We start from the raw sequence: 26,189 nt of genomic DNA, 5'->3' as shown, positions 1-26,189 counted from the left end.
GAATATGTGATTTTTCTATTCGTGTATATGAAACAATATATAAAGGACGTGTTATTAAAATGATCGGACGTAATGATCCATGCCTTTGTGGTAGCGGCAAAAAATATAAAAAATGCTGTGAGGGAAAAGCACAAATCACTTCAGCTTCACTATTTAATGAAGAAATTGAAACGATTTTACAGAGCTTTTATGAAGCCTATCCTCAACGTAAAGATATTGGACAATATATCGAGCTTGTACAAGCGTGGAGCCCTAAGCTACAAGCACATCTACAAAAAGAGCTAATTGAAGCGGTTGCTTTAGACGAATTTTTCTTCCATGTAAGACCTGATATTTGGACAGGCTATTTGAAGAAAGTAAGCAAAAAAACGGTCCGTCCTGCAACGGCTCGCTTATTAGAAAAATGGACATCGCCTGCCATGTTTATCGGTGCGATTTCTCATATAGATGAACAGTATATCCATGCGACACACGCAATTACAAAGGAAAACGTAAAAATTCGTCGCGAAAATAATAAGCCAATTCCTGAAGAGATGCAAATCTTTACATTTTTATTACCAGATGGCTCAGAGCAGGAAGACCATTTCCTAGCTGTTTCAACATTGATTTTCTTCTCTAGTGAATACGCTAAAGTTTTCCAAAAATTCGCAGCAGATTACCCATCTGTTGAAAAAGCGACAGAAAATCATTTGGCCTTTTGGCAACTGCTTGTAGAGAATGGTTATGCAGGAGAGGAATTTACATCATTTGAAGCAGATGTGCTGACACAAGTAAAGCAGTTTTTACAGCAGCATGCACTGAATGAGGAGCAATTAATTCCTATTGTAGAGGATTATTTAATTGAGCAGCAACCAGCAGCGCGTAAAGCTGCCGCAATTGCCGCAGGTGCTATCCGTTTCGGTCAGGAGCGCTCGTTATTTGAAGCCTCCTTTACGGTAAAGGAAATTGCGGAGCATTTTGGCATTTCCGCAGCATCGCTGAACAAATATTATCAAGATATGCTTGCTTACCAGCTGGCGACTGCATAAAAAATAAGGAGATAGCCTCGGCTGTCTCCTTTTATTTATCGCTGACCTTCATTAATTCTCGCCCTAAAAATTGTAGCTGCTCTCCAACCGTACAGGATTGGATGCAAAATTTATGTGCACCTGGCTTGCCACGCTTTTGTCGCAAATCTCGTATCACAGGGCAGTCGACACAGTACGTATCCGTAATAAAGTCAATTTCCTGCATAACAGACACTTTATTCAAATCTGCTCCCCCTTTGATTTTCACATTTCTTTATTATACTGTGCTACAAATTATTTTGTCCATTGCAAGCTGTTTTACGCTTATAATAGAGAAAGAAAAGGAGGGTTTCGATGTTAGAAATTTATATTGATGGCGCAAGTGCTGGCAATCCAGGACCCAGTGGTATTGGTCTATTTATTAAAGGCGAAGGTCATCACCTTCAAATAAGTGAGTATATCGGCGAGACAAATAATCATATTGCGGAATTTACCGCACTTGTGCGCGGCCTAGAGGAAGCCAAAAAGCTTGGCGCTACATTGATATCCTTGCGCTCTGACTCTAAAATCGTCGTTGCCTCAATTGAAAAAGCCTACGTTAAAAATGAAGAATTCAAGCCTTTTTTAGCACAGGCTTTAACCTTAATCGAGCAATTTGAGCTGTTTTTCATTAAATGGATTCCAGAAAAAGAAAATCGCGCAGCAGACGCCCTTGCACGTGAGGCGATTCAAAAAAAGGAAAAACGCTAACAATTAAATGTAAAGGTTTTGTAAAAAATATTGAATTCGCTAGAACCTCGCTATTGCATTGTGCTAACTTTATAAGCAACTACATTTTAGGAGATACAACATGGCAAATCAAACAAACAAGCAGTCATTATTTGAAATTTTTATTGTTTCCACCAAATTAGGCTTTACTTCCTTTGGCGGCCCTACAGCACATTTAGGCTATTTTCATGAGGAATATATTCGCAGAAGAAAATGGATGGATGAAAAAAGCTATGCGGATTTAGTAGCATTAGCGCAATTTCTTCCAGGCCCTGCCAGCAGTCAAGTTGGCATTGGCATTGGTGTTGCACGAGGCGGTGTTTTAGGTGGCATCGTTTCATTTCTAGGCTTCACATTTCCGTCTGTTCTAGCACTCATACTTTTTGCGCTTGTTTTACAAGGACTGCCTATTGCTGAGGCTGGCTGGCTACAAGGTTTGAAGCTAGTAGCTGTCGCCATCGTAGCACATGCGATTTTAGGCATGGCACAAAATTTAACGCCTGATATCAAACGCAAAGCAATCGCCTTATTGGCACTGATCATCACTTTATTATGGCAAACAGCATACACACAAATTACTGTCATTGCATTAGCTGGTGTAATTGGTTACTTTATTTATCGCAAACAGACGATGCAGACGCATCCTGTACATACACCCTTTGTCATTTCAAAAAAGCTTGGTATTTTTTGCTTAACGTTATTTTTTAGCTTATTTGCACTGCTGCCGTTTCTAAGGGAAGTCACTTCCTTACAGTGGATTGCAATGTTTGACCGTTTTTATCGTGCGGGCTCGCTCGTTTTTGGTGGTGGACATGTCGTCCTGCCATTGCTTGAGAAGGAGTTTGTTGCAACACATTTGCTTAGTAGTGAAGCCTTTCTTGCAGGATACGGCGCAGCACAAGCCGTTCCCGGTCCATTATTTACGTTTGCGGCATATTTAGGCGCAGTAATGGATGGCTGGCAAGGCGGTCTCCTCGCAACAGTGGCGATTTTTTTGCCTGCGTTTCTATTAATTTTAGGAGCACTGCCTTTTTGGGCATCTCTCCGTCAGTATGCTTCTATTCAAGGTGCATTGATGGGTGTCAATGCAGCGGTCGTTGGTATTTTGATTGCTGCCTTTTATCAGCCGATTTGGACGAGCACCGTTACGCAAGCGATTGATTTTGCCTTTGCAGCGCTGCTATTTAGCATGCTAGCTTATTTTAAGCTACCGCCTTGGAGCATCGTCATAGCTGGTATGCTTGGTGGCATGCTATTGTTGTGAACAAATCAAAAAAGATGTTTGGCGCACCAAACATCTTTTTTATTTTCGACCTACATTTAACAACGCTCCAACTGCCCCCGCAAAGCCACGATCTTGTAAAAAAATCGGCTTATGCTTTTTCAAAATCGTGTAGTTGGCAATGACCTTTTGTAAATCGGCATTGTCTGCGAGTGTTGAGCCAATATAAACGATATGTGACGTTTCTTTTTGCTCTGCAAATTGAATGCTAAGCGTTGTGATGACTTCACCAACAAGCCCTTGCACCGTTGCTAGCACATCCTCCTGTGGATGCTCTGTATGCGCCGTAATCCCAACCTTACCAAAATTGCTCGCTGTTAGGTCTCCTGCAATTGGTGTATCCATGCCTTGATAAATATCGCGCACAAGCAAATCGATATTTTCACGTACACCCTTTGAGGCAAGCTGCTTAATTTTATTGAAATCGCTACAGCCAGTTAACAGTGCTGCAAGCCCTACTAATGTGCCCCCTCCGACACCTGTGCCACCTACACGTATATGCTGCCCATTGTTCATATAATGAATTGATGTGCCTGTACCGATATTTGTAATAATGGCATCATCAATTTGATAGCCTTCACGCATCAGTAAATAGCGCACACCTTTTAATGTTGCTTCAAATTCGACAATATATTCAATCGACTTCATTGTTTCTAGCTGTTCGCGTAGCTGCTCTGTACGTCCACCAGTTAGTCCAATTTCTTCAACTGCTGGGTGCTGCTTGAGCCACTCTTTAACCAGCTGTAAATCATTTGACGGGAAACTTTCTACTATTAGTTGGTCATGCTCATTGACATAAGCAATTTTCGTTAATGTTCCCCCTGCATCGATGCCTATCGACTTCAACATAATAATCCCCTTTAAACTATATGCCAACTACTTCCTTTGGGAATAAATTGCGCTTTTTATACTCCTCAATAATGACATATTCATATTTTTTTAGTAATTGACAAATATTTTCTTCGTACACCTTTACTGTTGGCACTTCGATTAATTTTTCAATGGCTAGCTCCTCTTCCTTCAACAAGCTTTGCCATTTCATATTTTCTGTTTTTGGCATCACACATTGATGTAGGCGCATCCATTTGGAAATTGACTTTAAGCCTGCGTACGTTAAAATAACCTTCCCTACGGATTGTACACTAATTTCCTGCAATGTCCTTTGTAGCTTTTGCGAAGGCTTCATTTTAATATATTGCTTCGTATACACTTCGCCATTTTCATTTACTTGCTCTTTTTCCTGAACAGAGAAAGGCAGACTTTCGCGATGTGTTGCCTGTTGCACGATGTCAATGCGGTCCTTTTGTACTTTACAATGCACATAGGAAACTATCATATCAAACTCGGCATCAAGCTGACGGGAATAGGTGAACAGCATTAGCATATCGGTTGTTTGCTGTCCTTCCATTAACACTTCGCCGTTCGTTGCTGCAAAAATTTGCTGCAAGCTTTCCGCATCAGCTAATGCACGATGCTGTGTGCTCGCCTCTAAGTCTAGCTCCGTCATTAATTTTTGCAAGCTCGGCTGTTCACGTAAACCATGAGCAATCATATATTTTTGCTGATAATCTACCATTGGAAATAAAAAATCACTGCTTAAACGATGACGCTCCATTTCCTCCTCTAACACTTTGCGATCAAACTCCCCGAACGTAAACAATATATATTGTCCCTCACACCAATCTTGAAATTTGGCAATTGCTTCTTTAAAGGAGGGGGCTGTTAATAGCTCCTCTGTTGTGATACCTGTTAGTTTCTGTATATGCTTATTTAATTTTTTAAATTTATAAGGCTGAACAAGCTGCGTAAAGGTTTCCTGCGAACCATTTGGCAGCCATTTAACCGCACCAATTTCAATGATGCATTGTCGTCCTCGAATTAGCGCAGCCTCAATATCGATAAATATGTACGTTTTTTCACGTGTCATTTAGCCACCTACCATTGTTGTATTGCTTCTACCATTTTAACGTAGATTAGTAAGGAGGAAAACCCCACAGCCGAAAATAAAATAATGATTTTAGCAGTTTGCATTTTATCTTTTCACTATTTTGCGTTACGATAGAGTGTGTATATATTTGAGGAGGCGTCGGTATGACAAATAAAGTGCTTCAAAAAGAGGCAATGCGCGTTTTAAAAGAAACGAGCCGCACTTTTTATATTCCGATAACATTTTTACAAAAAGAATTGAAGATGGCAGTAGCTACAGCCTATTTAGCGATGCGTGCTATCGACGAAATTGAAGACCACGAAGAGATTGATAATGACACAAAGCATGCGCTATTAATGGCAACAAGCGAGCTGTTGCAAAAGCCATTTGATGCAAATGCATATGCAGCACTTCTTGCACCACAGCAAGATAAATTACCTGAAGTAACATTGCGTTTAGCCGATTGGTTAGAGGCATGTCCTGCAAGAGCACTGCCACTTGTAACAGCAGCAACGAGCGAAATGGCAACAGGTATGGCGAAATGGGCGAAGGCAAATTGGCAGGTGTCGACACGTGAAGATTTGGATGATTATACATATTATGTCGCAGGTCTTGTCGGTGTTATGCTGTCTGATTTATGGTATGAGTTTGAGGGCATCCAAACAGACCGAGACTTAGCTATTGGTTACGGTCGCGGCTTACAGGCCGTCAATATTTTGCGCAACGAGCAGGAAGATTTAAATGAGCGCGGTGTCAGCTTCGTACCAGATGGCTGGGGGCGCCCTGAGCTATTTGCCTATGCCGAGGAAAACTTAGCGAAGGCTGATGAATATATGAAAAGCATTAATAAGCGCACAGTCTTGTTATTCTGTCGTTTACCATTGGCATTAGCACATAAAACATTAAAGGCATTACGCGATGGTCGTGAAAAAGTGTCGCGTGCAGAAGTAGAGCAAACAGTCGAGGAAATTCAAGCAGATTAAACTGCACAATAAAGGCTTACTGGAAATGGGCGTTCCCTTTTCCAGTAAGCCTTTTGTGCTAAGAATCGGTAGATTTATAAAATAGCAAGCATGTTGATTATTCTTTATTTCACATAAAATACTGCAAAACACTTGATAAAATATATCAGCGATTGTCTTAAATATTCAGGGTTTGCTTTTTTATTTGCGATTTCTCTAAGATATTTGCGAACTCTCAGTTTTATTTGTGACTTTTCCAAGATAATTGAATAGGTTAATTTATTAAACTAACAACGCTTCAAATATCAATTACGCTTTGGCTTAATTGTTTCGGGATTTTGTATTATGCTTGGACAGTCACTGAATGAAGCGATTCATGGCACAGCCTATAGCAGTAGGCGTTTTCTGCTGAATCATGATAAAAAGGAGCCACCCTTTGCGGGCAGCTCCCATCCTTTATACTTTATAATGCCCTGCGACACGCTCTAAGCTATTGACCGTGTCATTTAATTGCGTAATAGCATTAGTCATATTGTCCATGCTTGCCACTTGATTTTTCACTTGCTCTGCCATGTCCTCCATGCTTGAAGTTGTTTGCTTTGCCAAGCTTGAAACATCCTCCATCGTCGCTGTTACCTCCTGCGTGCTTGCCGCCATCTCCTGTGCAGCCCCCGAAACAGAGTCCACCTCTACAGCTAATGAGCGAATATCTGCATTGATGCCCTCAAACGATTGCTGTACTTTATCTGCTGTCATATGCCCTTCATCTAAAACAGTTGCTAATGAGCGAATCACTTGTACAATATCGGTTGTTTCATGCTGTACATTTATCACAACCTGTGAAATGCGTTCAGCTGCTGTTCTCGAATCCTCTGCCAGCTTGCGCACCTCATCTGCAACGACAGCAAAGCCTTTGCCCGCCTCACCAGCACGTGCTGCCTCAATTGATGCGTTCAATGCGAGCAAGTTCGTCTGATCCGCTATGTCTGTAATCACCTTCGTAAATTCACCAATTGTTGATGATAGCTTCACTAATTCCTGTGTGCTCGCAACAGAGGAATCATTTTTTTCATAAATCACTTTCAAATGCTGCTGCAATTGATTCATAATGGCTAAGCCACCAGTGGCATTTTCTTCAGTTGTACGTGAAATCGTGGCAATTTCCGTAATAGATTCTGCAATATGCTGAATGCCTTGTGCTAATTCGCCCATTGCATAGGCGCTTTCCTGTGTGCTTGTAAGCTGCTGACTAGAGCCTATTGCCGCCTGCTCTGACTGCGTTTGAATGAATTGCGATGCTTGTAATGTTTGACTTGCACTGTGCTGAATCGTTGCTGCTGCGTGCTGAATACCATTTGCCTCCTGCTGTAAATCACGAATAATGTGCTGGAAATTATCCATCATCGCATTAAAGGATACGACAAGCTGCCCAATTTCATCCTGTGAGCTTGCAGCAATACGCTTCGTTAAATCGGCTTCCCCTTGTCCAATATCCTCCAATGAATCTCGCACAGCTAAAATACGAGAAACTTGTCTTGAAAGCGTTAAATTTGTCACGATAAAAATAACAATAATAACGATAAGTGCAGCAATCACTGTACCAACTTGAATTTTTGTTAAAATGGCATTGGATACAGAAATAGCTAAATAAGAGCCGTTTGAAAGCTTCTTTACATATTGTGTAACACGTTCATTATCGTATTCTCCTGTCCACTGCTGCAAAGCTTCATCAGTAAAATGCTGACTAGTAAAGCCTAAATCTGTTAACGCTTGCTCTGATGTAGCAGCTAGCACTTCCCCGCTGTCAGATACCATCGCTGCATATAAAACAGTAGCAGATAAATGCTCCTTTAGCTGATTGACATAATATTCGCTACCGATGCTTGCCTCTAAATCTAACAATTGTTGACCGTTACGTGCCACTTGAACAATCTGCGGATTTGCCGCATCCCAGCCACCAACACCTACGAATTTATAAAACTCATTATCAATATCGCGAATTTGCGCCTTTTGAACAATTTGCTGTGCACGTCCGTCTAATAGCTGCATATATTCAGCTGCTTGGCCATTCGGATCGGATCCAAAGTTGAAATCGATAGACGGAGCAACAGATGTCACACCTGTATTGCCTTTATCGTCTGTGCTCCAAATTTCATCAATGCCTGCACGCTCCGCAATTTCTTTTAAATCGTTATATGTAGCCCCTTGCTGAATAATATACGATGCCATAACTGACTGTCCAAGCATCTCTTTTTCCATAATTTCTTCAGCCTTCTCCCGTGAATGGATAGCGCCCTCCATCCCCATTGCAACCGACTCTACTAACGCCTCTCCATTGCTTTTTATATTGTGAGAAGTTGTGTAGTAAATATAAACTGAAAATGCCCCAATAATTATTACAACGACTAACATAATTTCAAACATCATTTTCCACTTCATCGACTTTAGCATTTTACAACCTCTCCTCCATCCCTACATGTAGCATTATCTCTATCATACATTACTAGTTCAAATATATTAATACTTTTTACACATATATCAGGATATAAGTTTCAGTTTTTTCAATAAAATGTCACACAAAGCAATAATTTTAGTAAATGCTTTTAAAAAATGCTATTATGTCAAAGCAAGGAGGGATTTTATGCAAACATATAAAATTTATGTCACGAATATTTCACAGGCGCTTGCTGTCCTAAAAGAACAAGGCTTTGAAGGGAAAGATAGCGGTACATTTATTGAAATCGCATTCAATCCAAGTCAAAAAATGTCCGTTATTATGCTATTAAACCAAAATAAAATAGTGGTATATGATATTGAGGAAGTCTAAACTTTTAATTGGGGCTGTCTAAAAAAGACATGCCCCTAACTATTTAATAGGCGAATCACTACTTTTTAACTAGAAATTTCGCAAAGCTCCCGTTGCTTCGCTGTCAGCTCAATCTCAAAGCCTAAATCTTCAAGCATTTGATAATCTTTATTTTTCTCCTGCCCCGCTGTCGTTAAATAATCACCAACAAAAATGCTATTTGCCGCATATAGCCCTAACGGCTGCAATGTGCCTAAGTTAATTTCTCGTCCACCAGAAATACGAATTTCCTTCGTTGGATTAATAAAGCGGAACAAGGCGAGCACCTTTAAGCAATAGCGCGGATTTAATTCCTTTGTCCCTTCAAGCTTTGTGCCATCAATGGCATTTAAAAAGTTAACTGGAATTGAGTCCGCATCAAGGGCATGAAGCGCATAGGCGATATCTACCACATCCTGCTTCGTTTCCTTCATTCCAATAATCGCACCTGAGCAAGGCGAAAGTCCATGCTTTTTCGCCATTTCCACCGTATTGACACGATCCTCATACGTATGCGATGTCGTAATATAATCATGGTGCCTTGCGGACGTATTTAAATTATGATTATAGCGATCAACGCCTGCTTCCTTTAGCTGCTCCGCCTGTTCTTCCTTCAATAAGCCTAGGCAGGCGCAAACCTTCAAGCCGTATTTCTCTTTAATTTCCTTCACTGCCTCACTCACAACATTGACATCTTTACGCGTCGGCCCTCGCCCACTCGCAACGATACAAAACGTGCCAATTTGATTGTCAAACGCCTGCTTTGCCCCTGCTAAAATTTCCTCCTTCGTAATAAACGGATACTTTTCAATTGGTGCTGTTGAAATGGACGATTGTGAGCAATAGCCACAGTTTTCAGGACAATAGCCACTTTTCGCATTCATGATCATATTCAGCTTTACTTTATTGCCGTAATAATGCTTACGAATCGTATAAGCACCATGCAATAGCGGTAACAGCTCCTCATCTGGTGTGTGTAAAATAGCTAATGCTTCGTCATTTGTTAACATTTTCCCCTCAATTACATCGTTCGCTAGTTGTTGCCAGTTCATATTTTCCCCTACCCTCTATTTAATTGGTAAAATACGCAATGTTTTTTGCAGTCGATATGCCAGTAAGCCTGCCACAATCGCTAAAATAACATCCTTCGGCATCGGTGGCACCATCCATGCCCATGCCATTTTATAGCTAAAGCCATCCGGTGCGGCTGCCCACAATTGATAGGCAAAGTACATCCAATTCGTGCCTAATAGATAAATTAATGTCATTGTAATTAAAGCGCTAGCGATATACGCCTTTGTTGTTTGGTAGCGCTCCACAATCGCACCAGCGATATATGCACAAATAATAAAGCTAATGATAAAGCCAAATGTCGGTGAAACGAGAGCGGCTGGACCTCCTGTAAATTTCGCAAAAACAGGTGCACCTGCTAATCCAATACACATATAAACCGTACATGCTACGGCGCCTTTCACACGCCCAAGTACAAGCCCTGCCAGTACACCAAAAAAGGTTTGCAGTGTAATAGGCACACCGCCCGCCACTAAAAACGGCACAAACGACGTAATATTTGCTCCAATCATCATTAATGTTGCAAACGCACTGCAATAAAGTAAATCCACCGTACGCCAAGTCGTACTTTTTGATACTATTTCCATCAAACACCCTCCATTTAAGTTAACCAAAATATTTTATATGTTAACGTAAATATTATCGAAATGTTGTATATTCGTCAATATGGAAATTTGCTATAATTTTCAAAGGAAGGGGAAATTATATTGACTAAAGGGCTATTACACCATATCGAATTATATGTCTCCAATTTGGAGCAATCCGTTATGTTTTGGGGCTGGCTGTTAGAGGAATTAGGCTATGAACCGTTTCAAAAATGGGATGGCGGACAAAGCTGGAAGCTCGAAAATACATATATTGTGTTTGTTCAAGCAGAGGAACGATTTTTAGACATTGCTTATCATCGCTGCAGAGTGGGTCTGAATCATTTAGCCTTTCATGCAACCTCACGTGAGCATGTGGATAATATGACAAAAAAACTCGAAGAACGTGGCGTCAAAATCCTCTACAAGAAGCAGCATCCATTTGCTGGTGGACAGCAGCATTATGCCGTTTACTTTGAAGATCCAGACAGAATGAAAGTTGAATTAGTTGCTCCTGAATTATAGGGCTCTGTTGTTGAAAAAACGCAAAAATGAATGGAAGCTCTTACTCTGTAAGATTAAGTACAAGTAATTGTATTAAAAGATAACCAGCCCTTTATTCCTTTGACAGATTATTATCATGATTGTTTAGGGCAAATTGGTAAAAGCTCTGCAATACCCTATTTGAATTGTCTACTTCTATTTTCTAAATGGTTAGAGAAAAAAAGTAATTATCAAGGAGAACTGATTCAAAATAAATTAGAAAATATAACCGCACAAAAATTTTGGCGCAACATAGGCTTTGAAATAACAGACGATATGGAGGATGGTTATCTTTATATGCGGTTGTACATACCAGAAAAATATGTCTAAGTATATAAAACGAAACCTATCCCCATGATAAGCATTCTTGTTTCACTAACGGGTGCTTTAGTACAATAAGGATTTATAGCATATACAAAACAAATGTAAGTTTGGTTACATAAAGAGAAGCAACAAACACTGATGGGACAGAGTTTATTGCTTTTTCTTATGAACATTATTTATACATTAAACCTTTTATTCTCCATTCGTTGGCTACCTTTCTCCAATTATGGCTCTTTTTATCCAAGCAACCTGCCGTTCATTGTATCAAATTTCGGCATTCTCAATTATTATATATGTATGTTATTTCCAATACAAATGAAACTAATAGAATGTGCTGACATCAATAATTCAAATAAGTATTAACCTGAACATCTACTTTTAACAGAACTAATGACAAAAAGAGCTATATGGAAAAATTCCACATAGCTCTACCCACTTATTGTGCGCTGACGCTTTCACCAAGATAGGCATTCAACATCCACGTATGCTTTTCAATACTTTGATACATCGCATTCAGCATGTCCTCTGTACGGTCATCGCCATCTTCTGCTGCAATCGACATCGTTTCATTTAGTGCCTGCATAATTGTTTTAAAATCGGCAACAATAGTAGCAACCATTTGCTCTGCTGTTTCTTTGCCTTCAGCCTCTTGAATTAATGATTGCGCTAAATGCTCACGCAATGTCGCCACAGGCTTCGCATCCTTCGATAAAATGCGCTCCGCTAGCTCATCGAGATTCAATGTTGCTTCATTATACAATTCTTCAAATTTGTCATGCAATGTGAAAAATGATGGACCACTTACATACCAATGGTAATTGTGTAACTTTGTATACAGCACAGAATACGTTGAAACAAGCTCGTTTAATTTTGCATTTAAATTTTGTGACATACATCAAAACTCCTTTATTTTTTAGTACACTATACTTTACCCATTTTTGAAATTTTTAATCATCCACTGATAAGTTGCCTCTGTTAAATATTTTGCAGGTCTCTCCATCGCCATTTCTACTGTAACATCATTTTGTACAACGGCATGACAAAATTGGAAATGCTGCGACAATAATTCGCTATCCTTAATTACTCCCGATAATAAAAGCACAGGGATATTGTGCTTTTTTGCATATGTCAGTACACCAAATGGCGCTTTACCATGCAGTGTTTGCGCATCCGACTGACCTTCTCCAGTAATAATTAAATCAGCGCCTTCAATGATTTGTGCAAAATGTAGGCGCTGTAGTACAAGCTCAATACCTTGTTGAAGCTGACCGTTTAAAAAAGCAATTAACGCTCCACCCATCCCACCAGCAGCACCAGCACCTGGATAATCATGCAGGCGAATACCGATTTCCTTTTCCACGATATTCGCCCACTTTGTTAAAGCTGTGTCAAAATAAGCGATGTCTTCTACACCTTTTTGCTTGCCAAACACGGCTGTTGCGCCTTTTTCGCCAACAAGCGGATTATCCACATCGCAGGCAACTAGGAATGTCGCGTGCTGAATTTTTTCATCCCAATTAGAAAAATCTACTTGCTGCACATCATATAAACCTGCGATTGTATGTGCCACCTCTACACCTGCTTCATCTAATAAGCGCAAGCCTAATGCACGTAGCATGCCAACACCACCGTCGTTCGTCGCACTGCCACCGATACATATAATAAACTCTCGATAGCCTTGCTCGAGCGCATGGCGAATCAATTGCCCTGTACCATAGCTTGAAGCGATTGCAGGGTTACGTTCTGACTGTTGTAGCAATGTCAGCCCTGAAGCTTGTGCCATTTCAATGACACATGTTGTGCCATCAGCCAATACGCCGTAGCTCGCAGTAATGGCTCTGCCAAGTGGGTCAAGCACCTGTATTGTATGTAATTGCTGTGCAAGCGTTTCTAATGTTCCCTCTCCTCCATCAGCAACAGGCAACAAAACTGTTGTTGCGTCAGGCAGACATTGTTTCACACCACGCTCGATACTTGTTGCTGCCTCAGATGCCGTCATCGTTCCTTTAAATGAGTCTGGGCTAATAACAATTTTCATTCCTCTCACCCCTTTTTATAATTATAGCATTCATTTCAGACCAATTACTGATAGCACTCTTTAGCCATTTTTGATATAATTATCGTCGGCTATCAATTACGCCTGAGTGTAATTGCGTCTAGATTTTTCTCAAAATCTGTGACATCTGCCAAAGGCTTAACCTGAATCAGCAACTCTTTTCTACGACGAGTAATCGCAGGAGTAGGGAGTTTAACTTTCTGATTTAAAAGCCTTTTTTGCATACATCCGACCACTATAAATGTGTGAGATGTCTGCTGAAGCAAGTTAAAAAACGTGTCCTGCAAACACGCATAAGGTGGAATTAAACATGAAAGATTACCGCGTTTTACTGTATTATTTTTATACAACAATTGAAGATCCTGCTGAATTTTCAGCACAGCATTTAGAGCAGTGTAAGGAGCTTGAGCTAAAAGGTCGTATTTTAGTCGCAACAGAGGGCATTAACGGAACAGTATCAGGTACAATTGAAGCGACAAATGCTTATATGGAATTGATGCAAAATGACCCGTTATTTAAAGGAATTGTCTTTAAAATTGATGAGGTAGAAGGTCATGCATTCAAAAAAATGCATGTGCGTCCACGTCCTGAGTTAGTTAACTTAAGCCTAGAGGATGATGTCAATCCGCATGAAATTACGGGCGAATATTTATCCCCTGCGCAATTTTTAGAGCAAATGCAACGTGAGGATACAGTGGTATTAGATGTGCGTAACACATATGAGTATGATGTTGGTCATTTCCGTGGTGCCATTCGTCCAGAGGTTGACAACTTCCGTGATACACCACAATGGGTGCGTGAAAATCGCGAATTATTCGAAGGAAAGCGCGTTTTAACATATTGTACAGGCGGTATTCGCTGTGAGAAGTTTTCAGGCTGGCTAAAGCGTGAAGGCTTTGAGGATGTAGGGCAATTGCATGGTGGGATTGCAACATATGGTAAAGACCCTGAAACGAAAGGTCAGCTATGGGACGGACAAATGTATGTTTTTGATGAGCGTTTAACTGTGCCAATTAACCAAGTGGAGCATGTCGTTGTTGGACGTGACCATTTCGATGGTACACCGTGTGAGCGCTACATTAATTGTGCAAATCCAGAATGTAACAAGCAAATTTTAACATCAGAAGAAAATGAAGCGAAACATTTAGGCGGTTGTACGATTGAATGTACGAAGCATGAGCGCAATCGCTATATCGTTAGACATAATTTAACAGAAGAGCAGGTGCAACAAGCAATTGCTGCGCTTGAGCAAGTATAAAAAATGGATGGAAAAAACGCTTTGTTTTTTCCATCCGTTTTTCTATGCTTCTAGCTTAGCTAAAATTAGGCTAACAAGCTCGTCTTCCTTCGTCAAGCCTGTCACTTCCACAACTACATCTATTAATGGTAGTGTTTTAAGCTTTGTTTGTAGTTCCACGCTTTCAGCATCTTCGGTCACATCAAATTGGAATGCCGCCTTGATACCATCTAATAAAGCGACTGGTTGTTGACCAAGCTGCAATAGCATCATCGCCGGTTTAATAAATCGCTCATAGCGACTTAATTTACGCAATGGGCTACGACCGACACGAATTAGCTCATCGGATACATAAGAATTGCTGAAACGATTTAGCACTTTATCAATGTAGGCACTTTGCTCCTCTTTGTCAAAGTCATATACCGTTGTCAACACATAGCCTGTTTCCTGTAAAACGGCACGCACCGTTGCTACAATTTCCTGATCTTGCATCGCCTCATAAATTGTCGTATAGCCCTTTTGATAGCCTAAATAGGCAACCGTTGCATGCCCTGTATTAACAGTAAACAGCTTTCTTTCAATAAATGGTGTTAAATCTGGCACAAATAAAGCGTCCGCTAACTTTGGCTTCTCTGTCTGAATCATCGAAGCATCAATTACCCATTCAAAGAAAGGCTCCACAGCAACCGTTAACAGCTCTTCATGCTGTTGATTCGGCACAATCCGATCAACGGCTGAATTCGGGAAGCTTGTCGTTGCTAAAATACCTGCTAATTTTTCTGAATCCACATGCTGCTCAATATGGGCACGTAAAGTATCCGTAGCGCCAATAGCATTTTCACATGCAATAACAAGCGTTGGGCGATTGCCTTTTTGCTCTAAGCCTTTTGCAATCGGCTCTGCTACAAAGCGTAAAATATTTGGCCCTACCGCCGTTGTCACGATATCCGCCTGAGCCACTGCCTCCACTACAGCATCCAGCTCACGCTCAGAATTCAATGCGTGAACACCTGAAATCACTTCAGCTGCACCGTTTTCCTCTGCCATTAATACCGTATAACTGCCCTTGTCTTTGAGTGCTTGGATAATGTCAGCATTGACATCCACAAATGTTACATCATAGCCTGATTTAGAAAGAAGTGCGCCGATAAAGCCACGTCCAATATTGCCAGCACCAAAATGAACTGCTTTCATCATTACTCGTCTCCCTCTTCAAATGTTAATAGCACTTCTTCAGCTGAAGAGGCGTTCAAGATGCGTTCCACATTTTCTTCCTCTGAGCAAACAATCGCAATTTTAGAAAGCAGCTCTAAATGCTCGCCACCTGCCCCTGCAATACCGATGACTAAACGCACTTCTTCACCGTTCCACTCAATCGGGTTGGCATAAATCATCACCGCAAGCCCCGATGTAATAACTTGTGCCTTTGCCTCCTCTGTACCATGAGGAATGGCTAGCATATTACCCATATACGTTGATGTCAGCACTTCTCTTTCTAACATTTTCTCAACATATGAAGCCTGTACATAGCCTTGCTCCACTAATACATTGCCGACTTCACGAATTGCCTCATCCTTCGTCTTTGCTTGCCCATTAAAACGGATATTTTCTTTTGCTAATATTGTCATATTAATCACCCTTCACTCGACATTTCTTGTAAATATTGTTTAAATTGATTTGCTAAATGTGCTTTTATTTCCGCTTCTTCACTATATTCATATAAATGAATGGAGGCATCATTCTCAATGATGCTGGCGCTAATGGAGCTAATAAATAAAAGCCGATGCTCCTCCATTTTCTCAGGAGCTAGTAGCAATAACACCCTTTTGACCAAGGTTGGCTGGTTATCCATGCCTTTGCGATGCATTCCTTCCTCTAATTCATACACTGCAAAAACAGGCTCTTTAATATCCCGATGTCTCGTATGGAAAAGAGCTAAATGTGTGCCTGGAATAGCTAATCCTCCACTCTGCTCTCTTGTTAATAAAGATGTAACAACATCCTGTGCTGCACGCAATGCACCCTTTTGGACGTAAGCTGCACACATGGACATTAAGTTTTCCTCCATTGTCTGCTCTGTTAGCTTACGAGCTTCAAAGTGTTGAAGTATCGTGAGTACATCTTGGTTAATATCACGTAAGCGCTCAAATAGGCTAAGCTCATAGCGTGGAACAAGCTCCTTTTGCTGCTTAGAAAATTCCTCCAACAGATTTCTTTGCTTACCGATATAGCTATCGAGCCACTTGCGTATTTCCTCAACCTCTTGATAATCCAAATACGGTTTGACATAAATATAATCTTTTCTTCCCGGAACAGGACCAGTGGAGATGACAAGATCATATTGCGCAATTTGCTCCTCACGCAAGTCAAAAAGTGATGCATGATGAAGCTCTGCGATTTCTGGAAATTCCTTCTTTAGTCTACTCGCGAGTAATTTGGAAGAGCCAATACCACTTGAGCAAATGACTAATGCTCGAATATTGACCTTCATTCGCCATAACTCAATAGCTGAGCCAAAATGCATCACGATAAAGCCTATCTCTTCCTCAGGGAGATTTATCCCTTTGAATACGTTTATAGCTGCACTTGTCACTGCATCAAATAGCTCTCGGTACTCTTCCTTAATTTTAGCAAGCAGCGGATTATGAATTTTCATTTTATGCTCAATTCGATAGAGAGCAGGCTTCATATGTGCAAATAAGCCTTTATATAATTGCTGGTCCTCAAAATGAATATGATATTTAGAAGCAATTATTTCAATTAAGCTCTTTACTTGGACAGCAAGCACAAGGTCTGAGCCATATAGCACCTCATCCTTTTGTTCATCCCACTTCAATGCATGAATATGCATAGCAAAATAGCCTATCTCTTCCTCAGGAATATCCATTCCAAGTATCATGCTTAACTTATTTGCCAAGCTTTGCGCTAATGCATATTCAGGCTCCTCCTGCATTTTCTCTAGCTGACTATGGCTAAGCTCAATTCGCTCATTAGCTTTTATTCGCTCCACCGCAAGTGTCACATGAATAATCAGCGAGATATAGGAGCTATCAACAATTCTGCGCTCTACTAATTGACGCCATTCACTAATTGCTTGTTTCACACCTTTAATTACTTCAACATCTACATAATAAAGAAGGTGACTTAATGCCTCTTGAACAATTGTCGGTGGCTCACTATCATCCCTGCTAAGTAAATGATAAAAATAATCCTCGCTCAAATTTTCGCTAATTAACTTTTTAAGCGCTGTCCGAACCATCCATTCATCCCCAACTACCTCAACACCATAGCCGCGTTTTTTAACAAGCTGCAATGAAAAGGTTTCGAGCCATTTCTCCGCCTTTTGTAGGTCAGCACTCACCGTTGCTACTGCCACATGCAATTCGTTTGCGAGCGTATATAGCTTAACTGGCTCCACAGCACGCAGTAGATGCGCCAACAGAACAACTTGTCGCTCCTCTGGCGTGTATTCCTCATGCTCAAGGCTCCAAATATATGACATAATATCTACCCGTCGCTCAGTCTCTCCCTTGATTGACAGCGTTGAACCTTCCCTTTGCAAAGAGAGCTGGAATTTCTCTAAAATCGATTCAATCCCTTTAAGGTCACGTTGGATTGTGCGTGTACTGACTTCCAATTCCTTTGCAATCTCACGAATAGGAAGCGCCTTTTCCTGACCGACTAACAATGCCAAAATTGATCGCTCCCTAGCCGATATATACATCGCACTCACCTCGTTTCTGCACTATTTTTATTCTCAGTCAAAATGCCCTTAGCTAGACAAGCGTTTTCACCAATGTGAAAACGCTTATGTTTATTATTGATAATTAACTTTATTTTAAACGATTAATTAACTCTTCATATTTCGGGCTATTTAAGAAATTCTCCACTGAAATATGTTCGGCATTTGGCTGCTGAGCGCGAGCACGATCCGTTAAATCTTTGTGCGTAATAATAATATCTGCATCACTCGGCAAATTACTTATCGATGTATTCGTTACTTCAATATCAATTTCTGCCTTTTTGAATTTATTTTTTAACATGGAAGCACCCATCGCACTAGAACCCATTCCTGCATCACAAGCGAACACCACTTTGCGCACTTCTGTTGCTGGTTGCTGGAATGTGCTTGCTACAGAGCTCTTCTTCCCTTTTAACGCTTCCATTTCTTGGCTCGCCTTTGCAATATCATCCTCTGCATCTTTACTTGTTTTTAAAATAAGTGCACTAATCGCAAAGGAAACAATCGTTGCTACTAATACCCCCGCTAACACTGGCAGTAACCCACCGCGTGGTGCCATCAAAGATAAAGCGAAAATACTACCTGGTGATGGTGCTGCTACAAGTCCTGCATTCAATAGTGTAAACGTGAACACACCGCTCATTCCACCAGCAATTGCTGCAAAAATTAACGCCGGCTTCATTAAAATATACGGGAAGTAAATTTCATGAATCCCACCTAGGAAGTGAATCACCACTGCCCCTGGTGCAGAGTTTTTCGCCATGCCTTTACCGAATAAGCAAAAGGCAAGTAAAATACCAAGCCCCGGTCCTGGATTTGTTTCTAATAAGAAAATAATCGATTTCCCTGCTTCTGCTGCCTCTGCCATACCAATCGGATTAAATACACCGTGGTTAATGGCATTGTTTAAAAATAGCACTTTTGCAGGTTCTACTAGAATACTAACAAATGGTAATAAGCCAGCATTAACGATCCATGAAACGCCTGATGCTAAAATATCGCTAAATTTCACAACAACAGGACCAATTACTTTGAAGGAAAGAATGGCTAATGCGCCACCTAAAATTCCTGCTGAGAAGTTGTTTACTAGCATTTCAAAGCCAGACTTAATTTTACCTTCTACTAATTTATCAAATTGCTTAATGACAAATCCACCGAGTGGACCCATCATCATGGCACCGATAAACATTGGAATATCCGTTCCAACGATTACCCCCATCGTTGCAATGGCACCAACGACACCTCCACGCTCACCGTGTATTAATTTACCTCCGCTATAACCGATTAATAATGGCAATAAATACGTAATCATTGGACCAACTAATGAAGCTAAGCTTTCATTTGGTATCCAACCTGTCGGAATAAATAAGGCTGTAATTAACCCCCATGCGATGAAAGCACCGATATTTGGCATAATCATTGAGCTCAATTGGCTACCAAATCGCTGCACCTTCACCTGAAACCCTTTCTTTTCACTCACTACAATAACCCCCTTGTAAAATCTATAAATTAAGTATTTTTTACTACTACATTTATAGTAAGCGCTTTCTTGTCAATTCACCATCAAATCAAAACACAATTTCGTCACATTTGTCGCGACAAAATTAAAAAACAGCCTTCAAAAGCTATAAAATCTAGTAGTTGAGGATACTGAGCTCTCAATTAAAAAGCTGAACTATTGTGAAATGCTCCCTAATAGTTCAGCTTTTTGGATTTATTTGTTGGCTTCTCAAATTTATTTGCGCTTTTTTTGGTTTATTTGCGACTTCTCACTTTTATTTGCGCTTTCCTTGATTTATTTGCGACTTCTCACTTTTATTTGCGCTTTCCTTGATTTATTTGCGACTTCTCACTTTTATTTGCGTTTTCCTTGATTTATTTGCGACTACCTTCAATGCTCATTTTTCAATAAATTGATAATGGCTTGTAATATTGTTACGTTATCTACTATAACTAATTGCAATTTTTTACGTGTACGAATAATGGTGTGATAGAGCACTTGCAACGGGTCAATTGTTGCGCTTTTTTTTGCGGCGGATAGACGACCATTTGCCTTGTACGTAAAGTGATTGTCGATGATGACACATACACGATTAAATTCATGTCCTAAAATATCGCGTGTTGTCGGCCGTTCAAAATGATAGCAATCAACAACAAGCCAGTTCGTCCGCTTACATTCCTCAATATGCTGTGTAAAAGCTGCCTCTGTGGAAAAATAATGGACGCTAATATTTGGAAAATGCTGTTTCTCAATAACAAGGCGTTGGTCGAAAAGCTGATGCACGAAGGACTGCATTTCCTTGTTATAACGCATAACCATTTTCAGCTCATAAATTTTCGTTGCAAAATGCTTTTCAATATAGCCTCGCACATCAATTCTATGACCCTCACCAAACAAATAATAGCCTGCATCAAGTGAGAAAACAGCTGGTATTTTACTTTCTAATAGCTCTGCTCGAATACGCTGCAGCTGCTCATAGCTAAGCTTTTGTGCCTCGTCAATAACGACAATATCTACATTGGCTAATGACATCACATCCACCGTCTGAATCGTCCAGCCATATTGCTCATTTAAAATACGTTGCCCTTTATTCAACACATTACCATGTACAAGCACAACTCGTTTCCCTGCTTTTCTCCATGTCTTCACTAAATCATAAGTCAGCAACGTTTTACCAGTACCTGGTGCACCGTCGATGACAACAGATGTATTGTGCTCCACTAAATCCAGTATTTCTCGCTTAAAGGTCATTTGTGGAGAAGTTAAAAAATATTCGCCATTAATAAAGGCATGCGGTAGCTCAAATGGTGACACGAGATAATTAATTGGATCAAATACATCATCAATATTTGTTAGCAGGCGAATTTGCTGATTTTCTAGCACTTTGAGCAAATGCAGAAAGGATACTTTAATCAGCTTATCATCCTTTAATTGATACAATGTTTTCGTTGATGATACAAAGGTAAAGCTCAAAATATCAACCTCTAAAAATTTCAAATAATAAACATTTTGCTGCAATTGCTTGCGCATGCGCTGCTTCGTGCTCTCACTTTTCAGCTCAATATTGACAATATAATTTTTGCCGATACGCAATAAATCAAATTCCTTGCTAATTTGTTTAATTTTATAGCCGACGAAGAAATGATGTAGTGAGGGCTTCCCTGTAGCAGTCAGCTCCTCCACTAGCTGATTTAAATCATCCAGCTCATTCGTCCGCATTTTCTCCATATCAAATTGTGCCGTGTATTGCAGAAAGGCCGATTCAGATAAATCACGATAAGCATCAAGCAATGATTGTAAGTGCATTGCTTTCATAGATTCCACCTACTTTCGTTACAATGAGCCGAATACCCAACGATGATTGTAGCGGTAAAGCTGTGATGGACGATGCGCTCCCTCCTTCACCTCTTCCCCTGTTGCAATCACTTTATCTGCGATATGACGGCGGAATTGCGCCTTGAATAAACTCTTCCCTAAAATCATTTCATACACTGCTTGTAAGCGAGGCAATGTAAATTTTTCAGGCATTAAATTAAAGGCGATATTCGTATACTCTACTTTATTACGTAGGCGGTATAAAGAATACAAAATAATTTTCGCATGATCAAAGGCAATCGTATTCACAGCATCTTCTACCATTTCAATGGTTTCGCTCGTCTTCGTGCCATATGCTTGCTTGCGTACGCGCAATGTTGCCTTTGCCTGCACATCCTTTTGTGTATTCGTCAATGTTAATAAAATTTCCTCTGTTTCCTCTAGCATTTCCTTCGTTTCTTTATATTCTTTGAGCAAGCTTTCTGTCTTCACCGTAAACCATCCTGCATCCCGTGCATCATCGCCCGCCTTTAGCTGCAATTTATCCTTTGGCGTCAGCGCCATATAAGAGGCACTTAAAATACGCATACGTGGATCACGTGCTACATCCGACCATGTGTAGAGCTGCTCAGCATAAATATTTGTAATACCCGTTTCCTCAGCCAGCTCTCGCTGTACTGCCTGCTCCAATGATTCATCAATATCCATAAAGCCGCCAGGAAGGGCCCAGCAATCTTTATATGGATGGTGTTTCCGTTGAATCAGCAATAACTCTAATGCGGGACGCTCCTGTGAAACGGTAAATACGACGATATCTGTTGTTACGCTCGGCTTTTCATACTGATCCTTTTCCTTCTGATATTGCGCAAGAAATTGCTGTTCATTGTCCACTATAACCATTCCTTTCTATTTGAATAGTGCACGTACAAGCTGTATCGCCTGCTCCATTCGTTCCTCATATGTGCCGCTAATAATTTTTATTGGAATATGACGCTGTGCAAACATTTCTTTTAATAAAGCATTATTTTTTTCACGCACCGTTTCCTCACCTAATACTCTGTAGCCGTCCTCAACCCATGGCACATCAGGCTCTAAGTATAAATATAAATCATAGCGCTGTGTCGCAATTGCCGCTTCGACAATCGGTAGCTCATAACCTTGATACACTTTTGTATAATATTGTGTCACTACTTGCTCTGAGTCAATGAATAACACTTGATTTGCTTCTTTTAAGCGCTGGAACTCTAAATGCTTATGTCCATAAGTAATTGCTTCATAATGACAATCCATAATTAAATTTGAGCCATTGCCGATTTCCTCACAAATTGTCCGACCATATTCTTCAACATAGGCTGTTTGAAAAAGCTTTGCTAAATTGCGCACTAACGTACTTTTTCCACAGCTTTCTGTACCTACAACAGCTACTTTTTTTGTGAAAAATGGACGAGCGCTAACAGGCAGCATATGCCAATGCTTATAGACACCCTCTGTTCGAATTTGTGTGGCACTAATTGGGAACATTTGACGTTGTTCATCTAATACGACATGCTCCGCCTCTGGATAAATCACATCAAACCATTTGCTATAGCTGCTCTCAGAGCTAAATACATGGGTAATTGGCTCAGCAATTGCTGCTTTAATGCGCTTGCCACCTTCAAACCAATTATAATCTTCATCCGGCGAGTCAGCATCCTCTATATAAAGCACCTCTATATTCGAGCAATCTCTCGTCTCCTGTGAAATCCATAATGCCCGCTCCTTATATGGAACGTATAGCATATTGCCCTCAGCACAAAGCTGGCGATCACGTGCTTCATCATATAAAACAATGACATATAATTTATCCACCATGGCACTCGCCTTTAATGTGCTATACAAATGACCTTGATGAAATGGCATAAACTTCCCACCATAAAATCCTACTTTCATTGTTCATTCACCTGCCCTTTCGCAATGCGTAGCCAGTTCACATAGCCGTACACTGAGTTTGCTAGGAAGGCACTCCACATCACGACCATCGTCCAATCATTGCCACCTGTTTGCACAAGTGTAATAACCCATAGTGTAATTGTTAATACATTGACTAAAATCCAAATAATCCATTGTTCCGCAAAGCGTAAAATCATTAAAATTTGTGCGATGACAGACAACACTACTGCCATGCTATCAATTCGTACTTGCTGTGCATTAATTGACGTTAAAAGCCACCCATAGAGCACCGCACCAATAGCAAATGCTACTATAACAATTAGCCATTGCTTCATAGAAAGTCTTTTTGCATAAACGGTTTCTCCATGCACTGCCTCATTTTCAGGCTTTTTATGCTTTAGCCACATATAGATACCGATAAATTGTGTTGGTAAATAAAATAATAAATTCAGCATCGACTCTCCGTACAATTGATACGTGTATGCAATATAGCCATATGTTGCCGTTTGGATGATGCCGAAAAAGTAATTACCAATTCTTCCCTTTGCAACTAAAACGACGCATAGCATCCCTGAAATGGATGAAATTAATCCTAATATTGTGTCATTCCATGCAAAAAATAAAATAAAATTAATTGCGGTGAACAAAGCAAGCCATATGCGCTCAAACCAAGTCCAATCTTGCCATTTGCCAAAAACTGCTGTCATTTTCCTTCTCCCCTTTACTTAGTAACATTTCGATACTTTAACGTTAGTATAAAAACATTACTAAGTATATACAATAGGTCTATTGGTTCATTTGCAGGAAGTGTTGCACTTTCTTCTGTATTAACCCCCCAATTGAAAGTTTCCCTTAATGTCACAATATTTTCTGAAAATTGCATGCTATAATAGAAGAAACGAGATGAAAGCGAGGAAATCAAAATGTTTTATTACGTATCAAATTGTATTTGTTGCAAAAAGGATTTCAAAATTTTAGAAGGCACTCGCAAGTATCAGCTCTATAAACAAAATATGAACGGCAGATTTGCCTGTGATGATTGTAGTCACAAAGTGGAATTAGACGCACGTAAAGGTTTATTTGGGAAGTTAGGATTTTAAACAAAAAAGCTATGCAGCGAGTAGGTTAACCTATTACTCGCTACATAGCTTTTCAATCTCTTGCTCAGTTAGCCCTGTCGCTCGCTGAATTGTTTCCATGTCTAAATTTAAAGCGATTAGCTCCTTGGCTACTTTTAGCACGCCTTTTTCGATACCTTGTTCAAGCCCTTTTTCTAACCCTTCCTGCAGGCTTTTTTCGCGCACATCATCCAAACGCGCTTCTTCATCTAAAATAGCTTTTAGACGGGATTGGTACGCAATGATTGTATCCGGTGTTTGGCTTAAGCTTTCCCATACATTGAATGCTTCTAATAAAGTTTCATCTTTCATTGCTAATACCTCCAATTCTCGGTAAATGTCTTGATAGACGCGCTCTTTACGAGCGTCAACCATGCCAAGTAGTAACAGCCACCTCGCTAAAATATCATCCAGTGGTTTTAGCTGCTCTTGATGCCAAGCACTTAAAAATTTGTTCATTTCGATGAAGTGGATTTCTAATACATCATCCTTTGGCTGCAAGCGCTTCAAAGTTGTATCTTCATATAGATGGTATGTGCTATGATAATAATTTTGCTCCTCAAAAACCGTAAAATTACAAATATTAATCGTAATCGTTGGACGCAATGTACGATAGCCTTTTCCTTTTTGTAGTTGTGCCGCGTATAAACGAGACCAATAATATAATGTACGCTTTAACATATCTTCTTGATTGGATAGCTGCATCTCGACATTAATCCATTCGCCTTTTTGCGTTTTAACAACAATGTCTAAGCGCGACTGCTTATCTTCTTCATACTCGCCACCAGTTTCTTGATTAGCAAATAGCACTTCTTGTATCGTATCACGACCTGTTCGTTGCAAAATAGCATTTAAAAACACAATCGTAATTTCTTTATTCTTTTCACTACCGAACATTTGTTTAAAGGCGTAATCAACTTTTAAGTCCATTAATTTGTGTAAAGGAAGCCGTTTCAGTATCTTTCGATTCATCACAATCACCTCTAATATATTGATTTAACTATATCATACAAGGCGCTTCAAGGACAAAAGATTGATTGCCTGCAAGAGCGCTAAATCCACTTCATCAATTGCCTCAATTGCTGCTCGCATATCCCATAGTAAAATACAAGCCGTTTCCTCATTTTCAACAAAAGGCATCAATTGTTCTATTACCCCATAATATACTGGATTATATTTGACATTGTCGTTTTGAATATTTCGACTTTTTAGCACCCCACAAAAAGAGAGCTCGGCTGCTATTTGCCCCGTTTCTTCATACAATTCTCGAACAGCACATTGTTTCGGTGTTTCATCTGCCTCACAACCTCCCGCAGGCAACTCCCATTGCTTGCGCCAGCGATTATAGCAAATAAGCCATCTACCCTCGGATTGAATAATAGCATAGGAGCCAGCTAGCTGCTCAAAGCTTGTTAGCTCATGCTCTTGAAGCGGTATAAATTTTTGAAATATATATCCATGATTTTTTATTTCCATAG

At 40.2% G+C, this 26,189-nt stretch carries 25 protein-coding genes; 7 read left to right on the top strand and 18 right to left on the bottom strand.

Annotation, left to right across the window (positions count from 1 at the left end; all coding sequences use genetic code 11):
- Positions 1–59 precede the first annotated feature (59 nt).
- Positions 60–1,028, top strand: coding sequence for an SEC-C metal-binding domain-containing protein (locus tag M3Z76_RS00985; protein WP_293919992.1), 969 nt, complete (start codon positions 60–62; stop codon positions 1,026–1,028).
- A gap of 31 nt (positions 1,029–1,059) precedes the next feature.
- Here M3Z76_RS00985 and M3Z76_RS00980 read toward each other — a convergent pair whose 3' ends face one another.
- Positions 1,060–1,251 carry a zinc-finger domain-containing protein gene (locus M3Z76_RS00980; RefSeq protein ID WP_293919995.1) on the bottom strand — a complete coding sequence of 64 codons (192 nt, stop codon included), beginning with the start codon at positions 1,249–1,251 and terminating at the stop codon, positions 1,060–1,062.
- A gap of 110 nt (positions 1,252–1,361) precedes the next feature.
- On the opposite strand from M3Z76_RS00980, the gene M3Z76_RS00975 reads away from it, so the two are divergent.
- Both M3Z76_RS00975 and M3Z76_RS00970 read left to right on the top strand, forming a co-directional pair.
- The gene (locus tag M3Z76_RS00975; RefSeq protein WP_293919997.1) at positions 1,362–1,757 is read left to right on the top strand and encodes a ribonuclease HI family protein; all 396 of its coding nucleotides are present in this window, start codon (positions 1,362–1,364) and stop codon (positions 1,755–1,757) included.
- A 100-nt stretch (positions 1,758–1,857) separates the two neighbouring features.
- On the top strand, positions 1,858–3,039 hold the full coding sequence (locus M3Z76_RS00970) for a chromate transporter (protein WP_293919999.1): 1,182 nt from the start codon (positions 1,858–1,860) through the stop codon (positions 3,037–3,039).
- 39 nt (positions 3,040–3,078) lie between these two features.
- On the opposite strand, the gene coaW is transcribed toward M3Z76_RS00970, so the two are convergent.
- Positions 3,079–3,906, bottom strand: a complete 828-nt coding sequence (coaW, locus tag M3Z76_RS00965; RefSeq protein ID WP_293920001.1) for a type II pantothenate kinase — start codon at positions 3,904–3,906, stop codon at positions 3,079–3,081.
- Positions 3,907–3,922: 16 nt separating this feature from the next.
- Entirely contained in the window at positions 3,923–4,984 is a 1,062-nt protein-coding gene (locus M3Z76_RS00960; RefSeq protein WP_293920002.1) for a 3'-5' exonuclease, read from the bottom strand.
- Positions 4,985–5,148: 164 nt separating this feature from the next.
- Here M3Z76_RS00960 and M3Z76_RS00955 point away from each other — a divergent pair, with 164 nt between their 5' ends.
- Positions 5,149–5,967: a squalene/phytoene synthase family protein gene (locus tag M3Z76_RS00955; RefSeq protein WP_293920004.1), complete on the top strand. Its 819-nt coding sequence runs from the start codon at positions 5,149–5,151 to the stop codon at positions 5,965–5,967.
- A gap of 435 nt (positions 5,968–6,402) precedes the next feature.
- On the opposite strand, the gene M3Z76_RS00950 is transcribed toward M3Z76_RS00955, so the two are convergent.
- Positions 6,403–8,397, bottom strand: a complete 1,995-nt coding sequence (locus tag M3Z76_RS00950; protein ID WP_293920005.1) for a methyl-accepting chemotaxis protein — start codon at positions 8,395–8,397, stop codon at positions 6,403–6,405.
- A 190-nt stretch (positions 8,398–8,587) separates the two neighbouring features.
- Between M3Z76_RS00950 and M3Z76_RS00945 the strand changes: the two genes are divergently transcribed.
- Positions 8,588–8,773 (top strand): hypothetical protein, encoded by a 186-nt coding sequence (locus M3Z76_RS00945; protein WP_293920008.1) that lies wholly within the window; start codon positions 8,588–8,590, stop codon positions 8,771–8,773.
- Positions 8,774–8,838: 65 nt separating this feature from the next.
- Here the strand turns inward: M3Z76_RS00945 and bioB are convergent, their stop codons facing one another.
- Positions 8,839–9,843 carry a biotin synthase BioB gene (gene bioB, locus M3Z76_RS00940; protein ID WP_293920009.1) on the bottom strand — a complete coding sequence of 335 codons (1,005 nt, stop codon included), beginning with the start codon at positions 9,841–9,843 and terminating at the stop codon, positions 8,839–8,841.
- A 15-nt stretch (positions 9,844–9,858) separates the two neighbouring features.
- Positions 9,859–10,449 (bottom strand): biotin transporter BioY, encoded by a 591-nt coding sequence (locus M3Z76_RS00935; RefSeq protein WP_293920010.1) that lies wholly within the window; start codon positions 10,447–10,449, stop codon positions 9,859–9,861.
- A 120-nt stretch (positions 10,450–10,569) separates the two neighbouring features.
- Here M3Z76_RS00935 and M3Z76_RS00930 point away from each other — a divergent pair, with 120 nt between their 5' ends.
- Entirely contained in the window at positions 10,570–10,971 is a 402-nt protein-coding gene (locus tag M3Z76_RS00930) for a VOC family protein (protein WP_293920011.1), read from the top strand.
- Between the two features lie 778 nt (positions 10,972–11,749).
- On the opposite strand, the gene M3Z76_RS00925 is transcribed toward M3Z76_RS00930, so the two are convergent.
- Complete coding sequence (locus M3Z76_RS00925) at positions 11,750–12,205, bottom strand: Dps family protein (protein ID WP_293920012.1); 456 nt, start codon at positions 12,203–12,205, stop codon at positions 11,750–11,752.
- Positions 12,206–12,241: 36 nt separating this feature from the next.
- Positions 12,242–13,351, bottom strand: coding sequence for a glycerate kinase (locus M3Z76_RS00920; protein WP_293920013.1), 1,110 nt, complete (start codon positions 13,349–13,351; stop codon positions 12,242–12,244).
- A gap of 328 nt (positions 13,352–13,679) precedes the next feature.
- Between M3Z76_RS00920 and trhO the strand changes: the two genes are divergently transcribed.
- Positions 13,680–14,627 (top strand): oxygen-dependent tRNA uridine(34) hydroxylase TrhO, encoded by a 948-nt coding sequence (gene trhO, locus M3Z76_RS00915; RefSeq protein ID WP_293920014.1) that lies wholly within the window; start codon positions 13,680–13,682, stop codon positions 14,625–14,627.
- Between the two features lie 42 nt (positions 14,628–14,669).
- Here trhO and M3Z76_RS00910 read toward each other — a convergent pair whose 3' ends face one another.
- From M3Z76_RS00910 to M3Z76_RS00865, 10 genes are all read right to left on the bottom strand, one after another.
- Positions 14,670–15,803: a mannitol-1-phosphate 5-dehydrogenase gene (locus M3Z76_RS00910; RefSeq protein WP_293920015.1), complete on the bottom strand. Its 1,134-nt coding sequence runs from the start codon at positions 15,801–15,803 to the stop codon at positions 14,670–14,672.
- Entirely contained in the window at positions 15,803–16,234 is a 432-nt protein-coding gene (locus tag M3Z76_RS00905) for a PTS mannitol transporter subunit IIA (protein WP_293920016.1), read from the bottom strand. The genes M3Z76_RS00910 and M3Z76_RS00905 overlap by 1 nt, the downstream gene beginning before the upstream one ends.
- Before the next feature lie 5 nt (positions 16,235–16,239).
- On the bottom strand, positions 16,240–18,330 hold the full coding sequence (locus M3Z76_RS00900; RefSeq protein ID WP_293920017.1) for a BglG family transcription antiterminator: 2,091 nt from the start codon (positions 18,328–18,330) through the stop codon (positions 16,240–16,242).
- Between the two features lie 109 nt (positions 18,331–18,439).
- On the bottom strand, positions 18,440–19,828 hold the full coding sequence (locus tag M3Z76_RS00895) for a PTS mannitol transporter subunit IIBC (protein ID WP_293920018.1): 1,389 nt from the start codon (positions 19,826–19,828) through the stop codon (positions 18,440–18,442).
- 411 nt (positions 19,829–20,239) lie between these two features.
- Entirely contained in the window at positions 20,240–21,664 is a 1,425-nt protein-coding gene (locus tag M3Z76_RS00890) for an AAA family ATPase (RefSeq protein ID WP_293920019.1), read from the bottom strand.
- An 18-nt stretch (positions 21,665–21,682) separates the two neighbouring features.
- Complete coding sequence (locus tag M3Z76_RS00885) at positions 21,683–22,555, bottom strand: NUDIX hydrolase (protein WP_293920020.1); 873 nt, start codon at positions 22,553–22,555, stop codon at positions 21,683–21,685.
- Between the two features lie 15 nt (positions 22,556–22,570).
- Positions 22,571–23,593 carry a multifunctional transcriptional regulator/nicotinamide-nucleotide adenylyltransferase/ribosylnicotinamide kinase NadR gene (nadR, locus tag M3Z76_RS00880; RefSeq protein WP_293920021.1) on the bottom strand — a complete coding sequence of 341 codons (1,023 nt, stop codon included), beginning with the start codon at positions 23,591–23,593 and terminating at the stop codon, positions 22,571–22,573.
- Complete coding sequence (gene pnuC, locus M3Z76_RS00875) at positions 23,590–24,300, bottom strand: nicotinamide riboside transporter PnuC (RefSeq protein WP_293920022.1); 711 nt, start codon at positions 24,298–24,300, stop codon at positions 23,590–23,592. The genes nadR and pnuC overlap by 4 nt, the downstream gene beginning before the upstream one ends.
- Positions 24,301–24,726: 426 nt before the next feature.
- A complete protein-coding gene (locus M3Z76_RS00870; RefSeq protein ID WP_293920023.1) occupies positions 24,727–25,683 on the bottom strand; it encodes an Rpn family recombination-promoting nuclease/putative transposase in 957 nt (318 codons plus the stop codon).
- 33 nt (positions 25,684–25,716) lie between these two features.
- Positions 25,717–26,187, bottom strand: a complete 471-nt coding sequence (locus tag M3Z76_RS00865; protein ID WP_293920024.1) for an NUDIX domain-containing protein — start codon at positions 26,185–26,187, stop codon at positions 25,717–25,719.
- Positions 26,188–26,189: the final 2 nt, after the last annotated feature.

The sequence above is a fragment of the Metasolibacillus sp. genome (genome assembly GCF_025291715.1).
Taxonomy (GTDB): domain Bacteria; phylum Bacillota; class Bacilli; order Bacillales_A; family Planococcaceae; genus Metasolibacillus; species Metasolibacillus louembei.
This window is presented reverse-complemented; position numbering and strand designations above follow the sequence as displayed.